This is a genomic window from Streptomyces sp. CBMA156 (assembly GCF_014596515.1).
Classification (GTDB): domain Bacteria; phylum Actinomycetota; class Actinomycetes; order Streptomycetales; family Streptomycetaceae; genus Kitasatospora.
This window is the reverse complement of sequence record NZ_MSJQ01000442.1, coordinates 23,765-39,199: the sequence shown is the minus strand read 5'-3', so window position 1 is coordinate 39,199 and position 15,435 is coordinate 23,765. Positions and strand designations below refer to the sequence as shown.

The window sequence follows — 15,435 nt, the reverse complement described above, 5'->3', positions numbered from 1 at the left end:
CGGCGTACAGGATCTGTCCTCAGGAGGACTGCAGTGGCGAAGGCGAAGTTCGAGCGGACGAAGCCCCACGTCAACATCGGCACCATCGGTCACATCGACCACGGTAAGACGACCCTTACCGCGGCGATCACCAAGGTGCTGCACGACGCTCACCCGGACATCAACCCCTTCACGCCGTTCGACCAGATCGACAAGGCGCCGGAGGAGCGGCAGCGCGGTATCACCATCTCGATCGCGCACGTCGAGTACCAGACCGAGGCGCGTCACTACGCCCACGTCGACTGCCCGGGTCACGCGGACTACATCAAGAACATGATCACCGGTGCGGCCCAGATGGACGGTGCGATCCTCGTCGTCGCCGCCACCGACGGCCCGATGCCGCAGACCAAGGAGCACGTCCTCCTGGCCCGCCAGGTCGGCGTTCCGTACATCGTCGTCGCCCTGAACAAGGCCGACATGGTGGACGACGAGGAGATCCTGGAGCTCGTCGAGCTCGAGGTCCGTGAGCTCCTCTCCGAGTACGAGTTCCCGGGCGACGACCTGCCGGTCGTCCGCGTCTCCGCGCTGAAGGCGCTGGAGGGCGACAAGGAGTGGGGCGAGAAGCTCCTCGGCCTCATGGCCGCGGTCGACGAGGCCATCCCGACCCCGGCCCGCGCCGTGGACCAGCCGTTCCTGATGCCGATCGAGGACGTCTTCACGATCACCGGTCGTGGCACCGTCGTCACCGGTCGTATCGAGCGTGGCATCCTCAAGGTCAACGAGACTGTCGACATCATCGGCATCAAGGAGACCAAGACCACCACCACGGTCACCGGCATCGAGATGTTCCGCAAGCTGCTCGACGAGGGCCAGGCCGGTGAGAACGTCGGTCTGCTGCTCCGTGGCATCAAGCGCGAGGACGTCGAGCGCGGCCAGGTCATCATCAAGCCGGGTTCGGTCACGCCGCACACCGACTTCGAGGCCCAGTCCTACATCCTGTCGAAGGACGAGGGTGGCCGTCACACCCCGTTCTTCAACAACTACCGCCCGCAGTTCTACTTCCGTACCACGGACGTGACCGGCGTCGTGACCCTCCCCGAGGGCACCGAGATGGTCATGCCGGGCGACAACACCGCCATGACCGTCGCGCTGATCCAGCCGATCGCCATGGAGGAGGGCCTGAAGTTCGCCATCCGTGAGGGTGGCCGCACCGTCGGCGCCGGCCAGGTCACCAAGATCATCAAGTAATTGGTGCTCTGACCTGCCTGCCTCGTACAGGCCGAGTCCGAAGGGCCCCGCGCACCGCAACGGTGGGCGGGGCCCTTCGGCGTCTCACGGGGCATTCACCAGGAGCGCGCCTCCTCTCACCGGCCGCTCATCGCAGACTGTTATGGTCGGGCCACCAACCAGCCCCGCCTTCGCGGAAAGTGGGACCAACGCATGTCAACGGCACCGCTGTTGTCGGTCGTGATGCCGATCTACAACGAGCAGGAGGCGCTCCCGCTGACCGTCGAACGGCTCCGGCCGATCCTCGACGGGCTCGGCGTGGCCTACGAGGTGGTCGGCGTCGACGACGGCAGCACCGACGTGACCCCGGTGCTGATGCAGAAGATCCGCCAGGACTGGCCGGAGTTCCGCGTCGTCCGCTTCGCCCGCAACTCGGGCCACCAGGCCGCCCTCACCGCCGGCATCCACCGGGCCTTCGGCGAGTACGTCGTCTCCATCGACGCCGACCTCCAGGACCCGCCGGAGAAGATCCCCGAGATGCTGGAGCTCGCCCGCGAGCAGGGCCTGGACATCGTCTACGGCGTGCGCGGCGACCGGGGCACCGACACCTTCTTCAAGCGGCACACCGCCGGCGCCTACTACCGGCTGATGCGCAGGCTGGTCGGCAAGCGGATGCCCAACCAGGCCGGCGACTTCCGGCTGCTCAGCCGGGCCGCGGTGGACGCGCTCAAGGCGATGCCCGAGCACCAGCCGGTCTACCGGCTGCTGGTGCCCTGGCTGGGCTTCCCCAGCGGCGAGGTGGTCTACACGCGGGAGGAGCGGGTCGCGGGCAGCACCCACTACCCGCTGTCCAAGATGGTCCGGCTCGCGCTGGACAGCATCACCAACTTCTCCGCCGCCCCGCTGCGGCTGGCCACCTGGCTCGGGCTGATCAGCTTCCTGGTCTGCATCCTGCTGGCGCTCTACACGACGATCTCGTACGCCGTCGGCTCCACCGTGCCCGGCTGGTCCTCGCTGTTCATAGGGATGCTCTTCATCGGCGCCGTGCAGCTGGTCTGCGTCGGCCTGCTGGGCGAGTACGTCGGCCGGATCTACTCGGCGGTCCAGGCGCGACCCGCGTACTTCGTGGGCTACGACTCGGCCGAGGAGCAGGACCGGTACGGTACGGGCGCGTGAACGAGATCCTCTCCGCGGCCAGGGACGAGCGCGACAAGCCCGCCGAGGCGCCGCCCCGGCCGGTCCGCCGGCAGCTGCCGTCCTTCCTGGTCATCGGGGTGCTGAGCACCCTCTTCTACCTGGCGCTGTACGTACTGCTGCGGCCGGTCACCTCGCCGCAGACGGCCAACCTGGTGGCCATGGCGGTCAGCGCGGTGGCCAACACCGCGGCCAACCGCCGCTTCACCTTCGGCATCACGGGTCCGGACGGCGCGGTGCGCCACCAGCTCCAGGGCGCGGTCGCGTTCCTGATCGGGCTCGGGCTCAGCAGCGGGGCCCTGGCGCTGCTGGACGCGGTGGTGCCGCACGCCTCGCGGGCCGTCGAGGTGGCCGGTCTGGTGGTGGCCAACGGCCTCGCCACGGTGGCCCGGTTCGTGCTGCTCAAGCTGTGGGTGTTCCGGAAGTACTGAGCCCGGCCGGCGCCACCGCGGCCGCGACGACGGCCGACACGACGACGGCCGACGCGGCGACGGGGGGAACGACGACGGAGGGGACGCGTGCCGCTGCACGCGTCCCCTCCGTGGGCCGGGCTCCGCTACTGCTGCCGCAGCGACTCCGTGTAGGCCTTGCAGGCCTGGTAGTCCGGCAGCAGGCCGCCGGCGAGGGCCTCCGCGAGGGTGGGCGCCACCTCGTCGCGGGCGGACAGCTGCGGGGCGTCGGTCGGCCACTCGATGCCGAGGTCCGGGTCCAGCGGGTGCACGCCGTGCTCGCCGGTCGGGTTATACGTCGCCGAGCAGAGGTAGGTCAGCGTGGCGTCGTCGGTGAGGGCGCAGAAGCCGTGGCCGAGGCCCTCCGGGATGTAGACGGCCTTGCGCTCGGTGTCGTCCAGCCGGACGAACTCCCACCTGCCGAAGTTCGGCGAGCCGACCCGCAGGTCGACGATGACGTCCAGCACCGCGCCGCGGGTGCAGGCCACGTACTTGGCCTGGCCGGGCGGGACGTCGGCGAAGTGGATGCCGCGGACGACGTCCTTGGCGGAGAGCGACAGGTTGGCCTGGGCCAGGTTCAGCGGGTGGCCGACGACCTCGGCGAGGCGGTCGAAGCGGTACCACTCGGTGAAGTGGCCGCGGGCGTCGCCGTGCACCTGCGGGGTGATCTCGAAGGCGCCCTCGATGGAGAGCTCGCGGAACTTCACTTGGCGGCCGCCTCGTCGAGCAGGGCCACCAGGTACTGGCCGTAGCCGCTCTTCAGCAGCGGCTCGGCGAGCTCGCGCAGCTGGGCGTCGTCGATCAGCCCGGCCCGCCAGACGGCCTCCTCGATGCAGCCGATCTTGAAGCCCTGGCGCTCCTCGATGACCCGGACGAACTCCGAGGCCTGGACCATCGACACGAACGTGCCGGTGTCCAGCCAGGCGGTGCCGCGGTCGAGGATCGTCACGTGCAGGTCGCCGGTGCGCAGGTAGGCGTCGTTGACGGCGGTGATCTCCAGCTCGCCGCGGGCGCTCGGCTTCAGGGTGCGGGCGATCTCGACGACCCGGTTGTCGTAGAAGTACAGGCCGGGGACGGCGTAGCGGGACTTGGGCTCGGTCGGCTTCTCCTCGATCGACATGACCTGACCGGTCTCGTCGAACTCGACCACGCCGTACGCGGTCGGGTCGGCCACCGGGTAGGCGAACACCCGGCCGCCCTTGATGTCGGAGTGCTCGGTGAGCGCGGTGCCCAGGCCGGTGCCGTGGAAGATGTTGTCGCCGAGGATCAGGGCCACCGGCTCGTCACCGATGAAGTCCGCGCCGAGCACGAAGGCCTGGGCGATGCCCTCGGGCTTCTCCTGGACGGCGTACTCGAGCTTCAGACCGAACTGGGAGCCGTCACCCAGGAGGCGCTCGAACTGGTCCCGGTCGTTCGGGGTGGTGATGATCAGGATTTCGCTTATCCCGGCCATCACGAGGGTCGAGAGGGGGTAGTAGATCATCGGCTTGTCGAAGACCGGGAGGAGCTGCTTCGACACCGCACGGGTCAGGGGCCACAGCCGCGAGCCGGTGCCGCCGGCCAGGAGGATTCCACGCATGGGTGCACCCTATTCGAGATCGGTGAACGCAGGAGGGGCCGGGGCGGGAGGGCGTTCGGGCGGCGGTAGACTACGCGCATTATGCGCATCCTCGTGACCGGCGGCGCCGGGTTCATCGGTTCGGAGTTCGTCCGTCAGCTCCTCGGGGCTGACGAGAACGCCCGGATCACGGTCTTTGACAAGCTCACCTACTCGGGTGTCCTGGAGAACCTGGCCCCGGTGGCCGGCCACCAGGGCTACACCTTCGTCCAGGGCGACATCTGCGACGCGGACGCCGTCGACCAGGTCATGCCGGGCCACGACGTGGTGGTGCACTTCGCCGCCGAGTCCCACGTGGACCGCTCGATCGCCGGTGCGGGCCCCTTCGTCCTCACCAACGTCGTCGGCACCCAGGTGCTGCTCGACGCGGCCCGCAAGCACGGCATCGGCCGCTTCGTGCACATCTCCACCGACGAGGTGTACGGCTCGATCAGCGAGGGCTCCTGGACGGAGACCTGGCCGCTGGTGCCCAACTCCCCGTACTCGGCCTCCAAGGCCTCCTCCGACCTGCTGGCGCTGGCCTACCACCGCACCCACGGCATGGACGTCGTGGTGACCCGCTGCTCCAACAACTACGGGCACTACCAGTTCCCGGAGAAGGTCATCCCGCTGTTCACCACCAACCTGATCGACGGCAAGAAGGTGCCGCTGTACGGCGACGGTGGCAACGTCCGCGACTGGCTGCACGTCTCGGACCACTGCCGGGCCATCGAGCTGGTCATGCGCGGCGGCCGCGCGGGTGAGGTCTACAACATCGGCGGCGGCACCGAGGCGACCAACAAGGAGCTGACCGGCCTGCTGCTGGAGGCCGCCGGCGCCGGCTGGGAGATGGTCGAGCACGTCGAGGACCGCAAGGGCCACGACCTCCGCTACTCGATCGACATCAGCAAGATCCGCGAGGAGCTCGGCTACGAGCCGCAGGTCCGCTTCGAGGACGGCCTCGCCGCGACCATCGCCTGGTACCGCGAGAACCGCGCCTGGTGGGAGCCGCTGAAGCAGAAGGCGGCCCTGGCCAAGTGACTGTGAACGCCGCCGGCCGGGTGCGCTGGCTGGTCACCGGCGCGGCCGGGATGCTCGGGCGGGACGTGCTGTCGGTGCTCGGCACCGACCCGGCCGCCGAGATCACCGCGCTGCGCCGGGCAGACCTCGACATCACCGACGCGGCGGCCGTCCAGGCCGCCGTCGAGGGCCACGACATCGTGGTCAACTGCGCCGCGTGGACGAACGTGGACGCCGCGGAGACCGAGGAGGACGCCGCCACCGCCGTCAACGGCACCGGTGTGCGCCACCTGGCCGCGGCCTGCGCCAAGAGCGGCGCGCGGCTGCTGCACGTCTCCACCGACTACGTCCTGCCGGGCGACGCCACCGAGCCCTGCCCGGAGGACGCCCCGACCGCGCCGGTGAACGCGTACGGCCGCGGCAAGCTGCTGGGGGAGCGGGCGGTCGCCGAACTGCTCCCCGGCGACGGCTACATCGTGCGCACCGCCTGGCTGTACGGCGAGCACGGCCCGAACTTCGTGGCCACCATGCTCAAGCTCGCCGCCCAGCGGGACACCCTGGACGTGGTGGACGACCAGCACGGCCAGCCGACCTGGTCGTACGCGCTGGCCAGCCGGCTGGTCGAGCTCGGCCGGGCCGCGCTCGCCGGGCAGGCCCCGGCCGGGGTCTACCACGGCACCGCGAGCGGCCGCACCACCTGGTGCGGGCTGGCCCGCGAGACCTACGCGCTGAGCGGCCTGGACCCGGAGCGGATCCGTCCGACCACGTCGGAGGCCTTCGTCCGCCCGGCCGCCCGGCCCGCGTTCAGCGTGCTGGCCCACGACCGCTGGGCCGCCGCCGGGCTGGCGCCGCTGCCCGAGTGGCGGGCCATGCTGGCCGAGGCCCTGGGCCGGCCCGTCTTCGCCGAACTGGCCGCCACGGCCCGGACCACGGAGAGCGACAGACCTCGGTGAAGAAAGCACTGACGAAGGTGGCTGCCGCGCTACCGCCGGGAACCCTGGCGGTGGCCGGCGGCACCGTCGTATTGGGCGCCGCCTCCTACATCCACCTCGGGGTGGCGGGCCACAGCCTGTCGGTCGAGGACATGGCGAACGTCTCACTGCTGTGGACGATCGTGATGTCCGTCGGCATCGGCGTCTTCTTCCCGATCGAGCAGGAGCTCACCCGGATCGTCGCGGCGCGCGCGGCGCTCGGCCACGGCGCCGCCCCGGTGCTGCGCCGGGCGACCCTGCTCACCGGCGGCATCCTCGCGGTGGTCCTGGCCGTCCTCGGCGCCGCCTCAGGCCCGATCGCCGACAAGGTGTTCCACGGCGACCGCTCGCTGGTCCTGGCGCTCGGCGGGGCCTTCCTCGGCATGGCCGTCTGCTACCTCACCCGTGGCGTCCTGGCCGGCCTCGGCCGCTTCGGCGCGTACGGCACCCAGCTCGGCCTGGACGGCGGCCTGCGGATCGGCCTGGCCTTCGGCTGCGCGGTGGCCGGGGTGCACTCCGCGCTCGCGTTCAGCCTGATCCTGGCCGTCGCGCCGGTCCTCGCGACGATCGTCACGCTGCCGCCGCTGCTGCGCGCGGTCAAGCCGGGCCCGAAGGTCCCCTGGCCCGAGCTCTACTCCGGGCTCGGCCTGCTGATCCTCTCCACCCTGCTGTCCCAGCTGGTGGTCAACGCCGCGGTGATGAGCACCAAGCTGCTCGCCCCGACCGAGTCCGCGCTGATCGCCGCGCTGCTCAACGCGCTGGTCCTGGCCCGGGTGCCGCTGTTCGTCTTCGGTTCGCTCCAGGCCTCGCTGCTCAGCGGCCTCTCCAAGGCGATCGCGATGGGGGACCGGGCCGCGTTCACCGGGATGCTCACCCGGATCGCCGGCGTGGTGGGCCTGCTCGGCGTGGCGGGCGGGATCCCCGCCACCCTGCTCGGCCCCTGGCTGATCCAGGTGCTCTTCGGAGCCGCGCCGGTGCTCGGCCGCCTCGACTTCTTCTGGTTGTCCCTCGGCACCGTGGCGTACATGTTCGCGATGGTCCTCGGCCAGGCGCTGATGGTATTCAAGCGGCACAACCTCCAGCTGCTGTGCTGGGCGGTGGGCAGCGCCGTGCTGGCGGGGGTCACGTTCATGCCGGGCGAGGTGTCCACCCGCGTGATCCTGGCCTACGTGGCGGGTTCCGCGGCCACCGTCATCGGTATGCTGGCCGCACTCCGGCTGAGCTTCGCCCGTTCGGTGACGAACTCCGCCGGGCCTGCCCGGCAGCAGGGGGACGAGGCCGTCGCTGTGCTGAGCAGCCGGACGGCCGACGAATGACCGTGCCCGCCCCCCATCCGCAGGACACCGCGCACGAGCGCGGGCCAGACCCCATCCATGGAGCCTCCGTGTCCCAGTACGACGATGTTTGGCTGGTGATCCCGGCCTACAACGAGGGCCAGGTGATCGCCGACGTTGTGGAGGGGGCGCGAAAGACGTTCCCGAACATCGTGGTGGTCGATGACGGCAGCGGCGACGACTCGGCCAAGCACATCATGGAGACCGGTGCGCACCTGGTGCGCCACCCGGTCAACCTCGGCCAGGGCGCGGCCCTCCAGACCGGCCTCGCCTACGCCCTGGCCCAGCCGGGCGCCAAGTACTTCGCCACCTTCGACGCGGACGGTCAGCACCAGACCGCAGACGTCGAGAAGATGGTGGCGCTGCTCCGGGAGGGCGACACGGACGTCGTCCTCGGCTCGCGCTTCATCGAGCAGAACGGGCAGGTGCCGTGGATCAAGCGGGTCGTCCTGCGTACCGCGGCGACCGTCAGCCCGACCGCGCGCAAGCTCAAGCTGACCGACTCCCACAACGGCCTGCGGGTGCTGACCCGCGAGGCCGCGGGCCGGCTGCGGATCACCATGAACGGCATGGCGCACGCGTCGGAGATCGTCAGCTTCCTCGCCGGCTCCGACCTCCGGGTCGCCGAGCTCCCGGTGGACATCCTGTACACCGATTACTCACGCGCCAAGGGTCAGTCCCTGATCAACGGCGTCAACATCATCTTCGACATCTCGCTGCGGGAGCGTAGCCGCCGATGAAATTCTTCTGGATCCAGCTGGTTCTCATTCTCGGCTCGGTCACTCTCGCCTTCATGTTCATCCGGCGTTGGGACCGTGCCAACACCCGCGCCTGGAAGCGCATCGCGTTCTCGGTCTTCGTGCTCGTGAACATCTACGCGGTGCTGCGTCCCACCGACGTGACCTGGCTGGCCCACCAGCTCGGCGTCGGCCGGGGCACCGACCTGGTGCTGTACGTGATGGTGCTGGCGATGGGCTTCCTGACCCTGAACACCTTCCTGCGCTTCCGCTCCCTGGAGAAGAAGCTCACCGACCTGGCGCGCACCGTGGCGATCAACGAGGGCGCCCGGCTGAACGAGGAGCGCTTCGACCTGGACCTGCCGGTCTCGGCTCCGGTCGACCGCAGCAAGGCCTGATCCCGTGGCGACCTTCGAGTTCATGCTGCCGTACTACGGCGACGTGGCACTGATGCAGGCCGCGGTGCGGAGCATCCTCGCGCAGACCGACCGGGACTTCCGGCTGACCGTCATCGACGACGGCAAGGAGCCGGACGTCCCCGGCTGGTTCGCCTCGCTCGGCGACGACCGGGTGAGCTACCTGCGCAACGAGCAGAACCTCGGCATCACCAGGAACTTCCAGAAGTGCGTGGAGCTGTCCACGGCCGACCACGTGGTCATCATGGGCTGCGACGACCTGTTGCACCCGCACTACCTGGAGACCGTCCGGGAGATCGTCAGGGTCAACCCGGACCTGGGCATGGTGCAGCCGGGCGTCGAGGTCATCGACGGCGCCGGCGAGGTCAGCCGCTCCGGCCTGGCGGACAACGTCAAGGAGAAGATCTACGCGCCGACCGTCAAGGGCCGGCGGCTGATGGGCGGGGAGGAGCTGGCCGCGAGCGTGCTGCGCGGCAACTGGCTCTACTTCCCGTCGATCTGCTGGCGGGGCGAGGCGCTGCGCGCGGTCAGCTTCCGTGACGAGTACTCGGTGATCCAGGACCTGGCCCTGGTCGTCGACCTGCTGGAGCGCGGCGAGCAGATGATGGTGGACAACACCACCGTCGTCTTCCAGTACCGCCGGCACGCCGTCAGCGAGTCCTCGGTGCAGGCCTTCTCCGGCACCCGGTTCACCGAGGCGGAACGGTACTTCAACGCGGTGGCCGAGCGGATGGACGCCCGCGGCTGGCCGAAGGCCGCCCGCGCGGCCCGGTTCCGCAGCGCCTCCCGCCTGCACGCGCTGACCATGCTGCCGGGCGCGCTGAAGCGCGGCCAGCGGGGCGGGGCCAAGGTCCTGGTCCGGCACGCGCTGACCGGCGGGCAGCGGCACGAAGGCTGAGCAACCCCCACGACCGGCTCCGACACGGTGACACCTGAGGGTGAACCGCCGTTTCGGAGCCGGTCGTTGTGGTCTGTGGAGGGTGAACGCGCTGGATGCGCGGGATCGGCGCGTGGCAGACTTCCGGTGCGATCCGAGGACCGACGGGACGAGCCCGGGCCCGTGACGCCGCCGCTTGCCGGCCGTGACGAGATCGTCAATTCACACAAGTAGGGAAGTGTCCCGAGTGCAGCCGCTGATCGACTCTGCCCACACCTCCGACGGGCAAGGCCGGAGTGAGGACGGCGGCGGGAACGCGCCCGACGGCCCGGCCCCGGCGGTACCCGCCCGGCTGCGGGAGCTGGCCGCCCACCGCTGGTTCTGGCCGGTGGCCCTGCTGCTCGGGTACGGCGCACAGGTGGCCTTCCGCCTGATGCTGTCGATCCACAACTACTTCCCGTCGGTGCACGCCGACGAGGACTCGTACCTGGTGATCGCGCGGGTGCTGGCCGGCCGGCCGACCACCGAGATGCCGGTCGGCGTGGTGATCCCCGGCGGGTACCCGCTGCTGATCTCGCCGGCCCTGCGGATCGCCGACAACCCGGCCACCGCGTACCACCTGGTCATGGGCATCAACGCGGTGCTCAACGCGCTGGTGTTCCCGCTGGTCGTGGTCGCGGCGCGCCGGCTGGGCCTGTCCAGGCCGCAGGCGTACCTGGTGGGCACCGCCGTGGCGCTGGTGCCGCCGGTGATCTTCTACTCCCAGTTCGTCATGTCGGACACCGTGCTCCCGGTGCTCCTGCTGGTCTGGGTGATCGCGATGCACGGCTGGCTCTCGCCGGGCTCGCCCCGCCGCCGGGCGCTGTACGCGGCGGCGATGGGCCTGGCGGCCGGCTACACGATGGCCACCCACGACCGCGGCGGCGTGGTGGTGGCGCTGACCGCGCTGGTCCTGCTCGTGGTGCTGGCTGTCGGCTGGGCGCCGCGGCTCGCCTCGCTGGCCGGCGTCGGCGCCCTCGGCGTGACGTACCTGGGCGCGAAGCTGCTGGCGCGCTTCGTCGAGGCCCAGTTCAAGGACGTGCCGCCGAGCACCGTCGGCAACAAGGTCTTCGAGAACCTCGAGGACAGCAAGTACATCGGCACGATCATCGCCAGGACCTTCGGGCAGCTCTGGTACTTCATGACCTCCACGTACGGCTTCGGGGCGATCGCCTTCGTGCTGTGCGTGGTGGCCCTGTTCCACCGCCGCTTCTCGGTGGCCGAGCGGGTGGTCGCGTTCTGCATGACCGCCATGCTGTTCGGCACCGCGCTCGCCTCCGCGGCCGGCCTGGCGGACACCGAACGCGTCGACAACTGGGTGTACGCCCGGTACTGCGCGGTGCTGGTGCCGCTGTTCCTGCTGGTGGGCCTGGTCGCGCTGTTCCGGGCCGGGGTCCGCACGCTGCTGTGGGCGGCGCTGGCCGGCGCGGTGGTGATCGGGATCATCCAGGTGTCCGTCAGCGGGTACGCCGGCTCCGCGCTGAAGGAGTGGGCCGTCCCGTGGACCGTTCCGGACGCGATGTTCCTGGCCTCGTCCTGGGACAACCTGCACATGGGCCGCACGACCGTCGGCGCGCTGGCGGTGCTGGCCGCCTGCCTGCTGCTGCGGGTGGCCGGCGGGCGGCGGATCGTCGCCGCCGTGGTGGGCTGCGTGACGGTCTTCGCCGCGTACGCGACCGTCACGATCACCGACAACGTCGCCGAGCCGCACTCCAGGACCCGGTCGTACGAGGCCGTGGGCCTGGTGAAGGAGGCCGGCCTGCACAAGGGCGACAACCTGATCCTGGACTGGGACTTCGACTGGGGCGCCCGGATGGCGCTGGCCTACGAGGTCTACTGGGGCCGGGTCTGGACGGACAACGTCAAGGGCGGCAACAACCCGCCGGAGACGGCCACCGCGATGCTGCTGAAGCTCGGCGAGGGCGTCGCGCCGGAGGCCACCTGGCCGAAGCCGGAGCCGGGCTGGCACGTCGCGAAGTACAGCCGGGAGCACGGCTGGGTCCTCTGGCGCAAGGGCTGACCTGCGGGACCACCCCGTCGGGGCCGGTGAGGAGCACCTCACCGGCCCCGATTGGCATCCGGGCTGCTCTCTGTGGCAGTATGTCCAAGTTGCTCGGTTGAGTTGCCGATGCTGCGCGCCTCCCGCCGGGAGGACCGGAAGCGAGTCCCACGTACTCGTCGTTCCCGTGATGGCCGTCAAGCGTGAGTTCTACGCCACGGCAGCTGCGGGGCGAAAGTACGGGAATCTTCCGGGAAGCGTGAGCGGGGCCTCGACCCGGCGCCCCCACCCCGAAAGTTTGAAACCGACGAAGTGATTCGTTGGTTTTTTGCAAGCGCGAGTGCGACACGCCCGAGCGCGGGGGTCGGAGGGTGGTCGCGCAGTGACTAAGGACAAAGGACTACTGAGTAGCCATGGCGGGACAGAAGATCCGCATCCGGCTCAAGGCCTACGACCACGAGGTCATCGACTCTTCGGCGAAGAAGATCGTCGAGACGGTGATCCGTACTGGTGCGCAGGTCGCGGGCCCGGTGCCGCTGCCCACTGAGAAGAACGTGTACTGCGTCATCCGCTCGCCGCACAAGTACAAGGACTCGCGCGAGCACTTCGAGATGCGTACTCACAAGCGTCTGATCGACATCCTCGACCCCACGCCGAAGACGGTTGACTCGCTGATGCGTCTCGACCTGCCGGCTGGCGTCGACATCGAGATCAAGCTCTGAGAGGCGCACCGAAGATGGCTAAGCAGATTAAGGGCATCCTGGGCGAGAAGCTCGGCATGACCCAGGTCTGGGACGAGAACAACCGGGTCGTTCCGGTGACCGTCGTCAAGGCTGGGCCCAATGTCGTGACCCAGGTCCACACCGCCGACAGCGCGGCCGGCTACGACGCCGTCCAGATCGGCTTCGGCGAGATCGACCCCCGCAAGGTGAACAAGCCCCTCGCGGGCCACTTCGCCAAGGCCGGTGTCACCCCGCGCCGCCACCTGGTCGAGCTCCGTACCGCGGACGCGTCCGAGTACACCCTCGGCCAGGAGATCACCGCCGAGCTGTTCGAGGCGGGTGTCAAGGTCGATGTGACCGGCACCTCCAAGGGCAAGGGCTTCGCCGGTGTCATGAAGCGTCACAACTTCAAGGGCCTCGGCGCCGGTCACGGCGTGCAGCGCAAGCACCGTTCGCCCGGTTCCATCGGTGGCTGCGCCACCCCGGGCCGCGTGTTCAAGGGCCTGAAGATGGCCGGCCGGATGGGTCACGAGCGCGTGACCACCCAGAACCTGACCGTGCACGCGGTTGACGCGGAGAAGGGTCTGCTCCTTATCAAGGGTGCGATCCCGGGCCCGAACGGTGGCCTCGTCCTCGTCCGCACCGCGGCGAAGGGGCTGTGAAGGATATGAGCACCATTGACATCCTGTCGCCCTCGGGTGACAAGACCGGCAGCCTCGAGCTGCCGGCCGAGATCTTCGACGCGAAGGTCAGCGTTCCGCTGATGCACCAGGTCGTCGTGGCGCAGCTCGCTGCGGCCCGTCAGGGCACCCACAAGACCAAGACTCGTGGCGAGGTCCGCGGCGGCGGCAGGAAGCCGTACCGCCAGAAGGGCACCGGCCGCGCCCGTCAGGGCTCGACCCGTGCGCCGCAGTTCGCCGGCGGTGGCGTCGTGCACGGTCCCGTGCCGCGCGACTACTCGCAGCGGACCCCGAAGAAGATGATCGCCGCCGCCCTGCGCGGTGCGCTCACCGACCGGGCCCGCCACAACCGCATCCACGTCATCACCGACGTGACCGCGACCGAGGCGCCGTCGACCAAGGCCGCCAAGGGCCTCTTCGGCAAGATCACCGAGCGCAAGAACGTCCTCCTGGTCGTCGAGCGCGAGGACGAGCTGGGCCTGAAGTCCGCTCGCAACCTGCCGAACGTGCACATCCTGGACGCCGGTCAGCTGAACACCTACGACGTGCTCGTCTCCGACGATGTGGTCTTCACCCAGGCCGCCTTCGAGCGTTTCGTGGCCGGTCCGGCCGCGTCCGCCAAGGCCGTGGCTGCTGAGGGCGAGCTCGAAGGGAGCGCCGCCTGATGGCTGCGGAGATCACGAGCAAGACGTTCACGGACCCCCGTGACGTCCTGGTGAAGCCGGTCATCTCGGAGAAGAGCTACTCGCTCCTCGACGAGAACAAGTACACGTTCGTCGTGTCGCCCGGTGCCAACAAGACCCAGATCAAGCAGGCCGTCGAGGCGGTCTTCTCGGTCAAGGTCGAGTCCGTCAACACGCTCAACCGTCAGGGCAAGCGCAAGCGCTCCAAGACGGGCTTTGGCAAGCGCAAGGACACCAAGCGCGCCATCGTGACGCTGGCTGAGGGCAACCGCATCGACATCTTCGGTGGTCCGGTCTCCTAACGGGGATCGTGATCGTCGATAAGGACGAGGACGAGAGAGCCAAATGGGCATCCGCAAGTACAAGCCGACTACGCCGGGCCGTCGTGGCTCCAGCGTGGCCGACTTCGTAGAGATCACGCGGTCCACGCCGGAGAAGTCGCTGGTTCGCCCCCTGCACAGCAAGGGCGGCCGTAACAACGCCGGTCGGATCACCGCTCGCCACCAGGGTGGCGGCCACAAGCGCGCCTACCGCGTGATCGACTTCCGTCGTCACGACAAGGACGGCGTGCCGGCCAAGGTCGCGCACATCGAGTACGACCCGAACCGCACCGCGCGCATCGCGCTCCTGCACTACGCGGACGGCGAGAAGCGCTACATCATCGCGCCGCGCGGCATCGCGCAGGGTGACCGGATCGAGAACGGCGCTGGCGCCGACATCAAGCCGGGCAACAACCTGCCGCTGCGCAACATCCCGGTCGGTACCACCATCCACGCGGTGGAGCTGCGTCCCGGCGGCGGTGCCAAGCTGGCCCGCTCGGCCGGCTCCGGCATCCAGCTGCTGGCGCGTGAGGGCAAGATGGCGCACCTGCGCATGCCCTCCGGCGAGATCCGCCTGGTCGACGCGCGCTGCCGCGCGACCGTGGGCGAGGTCGGCAACGCCGAGCAGTCGAACATCAACTGGGGCAAGGCCGGCCGTATGCGCTGGAAGGGCGTCCGCCCGACCGTGCGTGGTGTGGCCATGAACCCGATCGACCACCCGCACGGTGGTGGTGAGGGTAAGACCTCCGGTGGTCGCCACCCGGTCTCGCCGTGGGGTAAGCCCGAGGGCCGTACCCGTCGCCCGAACAAGGCGTCGGACAAGCTCATCGTGCGCCGCCGCAAGACCAACAAGAAGCGCTAGGAGCAGGTCAGATGCCGCGCAGTCTCAAGAAGGGCCCCTTCATCGACGGCCACCTTCTCAAGAAGGTGGACGCGCAGAACGAGGCGGGTACCCAGAACGTCATCAAGACCTGGTCCCGTCGCTCCGTGATCTTCCCGGCCATGCTCGGCCACACGATCGCGGTGCACGATGGCCGTAAGCACGTCCCGGTGTTCGTCACCGAGTCGATGGTCGGCCACAAGCTCGGCGAGTTCGCGCCGACGCGCACGTTCCGCGGTCACGTCAAGGACGACCGCAAGTCGAAGCGTCGCTAGTCGCCAGCGAGATTACCGACTCAATGACTTACACCA

The 15,435-nt window shown here is 69.6% G+C and carries 18 protein-coding genes; 16 read left to right on the top strand and 2 right to left on the bottom strand.

All coding sequences use genetic code 11. The features are described from left to right. The first annotated feature begins 33 nt into the window (after nt 1-33). The 3 genes from tuf (at nt 34) to BU198_RS40080 (ending at nt 2,831) form a co-directional block, all read left to right on the top strand. Nucleotides 34-1,227: an elongation factor Tu gene (gene tuf, locus BU198_RS40090; protein WP_188301648.1), complete on the top strand. Its 1,194-nt coding sequence runs from the start codon at nt 34-36 to the stop codon at nt 1,225-1,227. Between the two features lie 192 nt (nt 1,228-1,419). Then, a complete protein-coding gene (locus tag BU198_RS40085) occupies nt 1,420-2,382 on the top strand; it encodes a glycosyltransferase family 2 protein (protein WP_188301647.1) in 963 nt (320 codons plus the stop codon). Beyond that, nucleotides 2,379-2,831 carry a GtrA family protein gene (locus BU198_RS40080; protein WP_188301660.1) on the top strand — a complete coding sequence of 151 codons (453 nt, stop codon included), beginning with the start codon at nt 2,379-2,381 and terminating at the stop codon, nt 2,829-2,831. The genes BU198_RS40085 and BU198_RS40080 overlap by 4 nt, the downstream gene beginning before the upstream one ends. A 125-nt stretch (nt 2,832-2,956) precedes the next feature. On the opposite strand, the gene rfbC is transcribed toward BU198_RS40080, so the two are convergent. Beyond that, entirely contained in the window at nt 2,957-3,556 is a 600-nt protein-coding gene (gene rfbC, locus BU198_RS40075; RefSeq protein ID WP_188301646.1) for a dTDP-4-dehydrorhamnose 3,5-epimerase, read from the bottom strand. Beyond that, nucleotides 3,553-4,428: a glucose-1-phosphate thymidylyltransferase RfbA gene (gene rfbA / locus BU198_RS40070; protein WP_188301645.1), complete on the bottom strand. Its 876-nt coding sequence runs from the start codon at nt 4,426-4,428 to the stop codon at nt 3,553-3,555. Before rfbA ends, rfbC begins: the two co-directional genes overlap by 4 nt. 81 nt (nt 4,429-4,509) lie before the next feature. Here rfbA and rfbB point away from each other — a divergent pair, with 81 nt between their 5' ends. The 13 genes from rfbB to rpsS all read left to right on the top strand — a co-directional run bounded on the left by rfbB (nt 4,510) and on the right by rpsS (nt 15,399). Next, the gene (gene rfbB / locus BU198_RS40065; protein ID WP_188301644.1) at nt 4,510-5,487 is read left to right on the top strand and encodes a dTDP-glucose 4,6-dehydratase; all 978 of its coding nucleotides are present in this window, start codon (nt 4,510-4,512) and stop codon (nt 5,485-5,487) included. Continuing rightward, a complete protein-coding gene (gene rfbD / locus BU198_RS40060; RefSeq protein WP_317620518.1) occupies nt 5,484-6,419 on the top strand; it encodes a dTDP-4-dehydrorhamnose reductase in 936 nt (311 codons plus the stop codon). Before rfbB ends, rfbD begins: the two co-directional genes overlap by 4 nt. A 17-nt stretch (nt 6,420-6,436) precedes the next feature. Further along, complete coding sequence (locus BU198_RS40055) at nt 6,437-7,753, top strand: lipopolysaccharide biosynthesis protein (protein WP_188301643.1); 1,317 nt, start codon at nt 6,437-6,439, stop codon at nt 7,751-7,753. A 68-nt stretch (nt 7,754-7,821) separates the two neighbouring features. Next, nucleotides 7,822-8,511 (top strand): glycosyltransferase family 2 protein, encoded by a 690-nt coding sequence (locus BU198_RS40050; protein ID WP_317620517.1) that lies wholly within the window; start codon nt 7,822-7,824, stop codon nt 8,509-8,511. Then, nucleotides 8,508-8,906: a DUF2304 domain-containing protein gene (locus BU198_RS40045; RefSeq protein WP_188301641.1), complete on the top strand. Its 399-nt coding sequence runs from the start codon at nt 8,508-8,510 to the stop codon at nt 8,904-8,906. The genes BU198_RS40050 and BU198_RS40045 overlap by 4 nt, the downstream gene beginning before the upstream one ends. Nucleotides 8,907-8,910: 4 nt before the next feature. Beyond that, complete coding sequence (locus BU198_RS40040; RefSeq protein WP_317620516.1) at nt 8,911-9,822, top strand: glycosyltransferase family 2 protein; 912 nt, start codon at nt 8,911-8,913, stop codon at nt 9,820-9,822. A gap of 217 nt (nt 9,823-10,039) precedes the next feature. Next, nucleotides 10,040-11,860: a hypothetical protein gene (locus BU198_RS40035; RefSeq protein WP_188301640.1), complete on the top strand. Its 1,821-nt coding sequence runs from the start codon at nt 10,040-10,042 to the stop codon at nt 11,858-11,860. A gap of 392 nt (nt 11,861-12,252) precedes the next feature. Continuing rightward, entirely contained in the window at nt 12,253-12,561 is a 309-nt protein-coding gene (rpsJ, locus tag BU198_RS40030) for a 30S ribosomal protein S10 (protein ID WP_012785157.1), read from the top strand. A 14-nt stretch (nt 12,562-12,575) separates the two neighbouring features. Continuing rightward, the gene (gene rplC, locus BU198_RS40025; protein ID WP_188301639.1) at nt 12,576-13,223 is read left to right on the top strand and encodes a 50S ribosomal protein L3; all 648 of its coding nucleotides are present in this window, start codon (nt 12,576-12,578) and stop codon (nt 13,221-13,223) included. 5 nt (nt 13,224-13,228) lie between these two features. Next, complete coding sequence (gene rplD / locus BU198_RS40020) at nt 13,229-13,906, top strand: 50S ribosomal protein L4 (RefSeq protein WP_188301638.1); 678 nt, start codon at nt 13,229-13,231, stop codon at nt 13,904-13,906. Continuing rightward, nucleotides 13,906-14,226 carry a 50S ribosomal protein L23 gene (gene rplW, locus BU198_RS40015; protein ID WP_063348967.1) on the top strand — a complete coding sequence of 107 codons (321 nt, stop codon included), beginning with the start codon at nt 13,906-13,908 and terminating at the stop codon, nt 14,224-14,226. Before rplD ends, rplW begins: the two co-directional genes overlap by 1 nt. 43 nt (nt 14,227-14,269) lie before the next feature. After that, nucleotides 14,270-15,106 carry a 50S ribosomal protein L2 gene (gene rplB, locus BU198_RS40010; RefSeq protein ID WP_188301637.1) on the top strand — a complete coding sequence of 279 codons (837 nt, stop codon included), beginning with the start codon at nt 14,270-14,272 and terminating at the stop codon, nt 15,104-15,106. A gap of 11 nt (nt 15,107-15,117) precedes the next feature. Further along, complete coding sequence (rpsS, locus tag BU198_RS40005; protein WP_030055821.1) at nt 15,118-15,399, top strand: 30S ribosomal protein S19; 282 nt, start codon at nt 15,118-15,120, stop codon at nt 15,397-15,399. Nucleotides 15,400-15,435 lie beyond the last annotated feature (36 nt).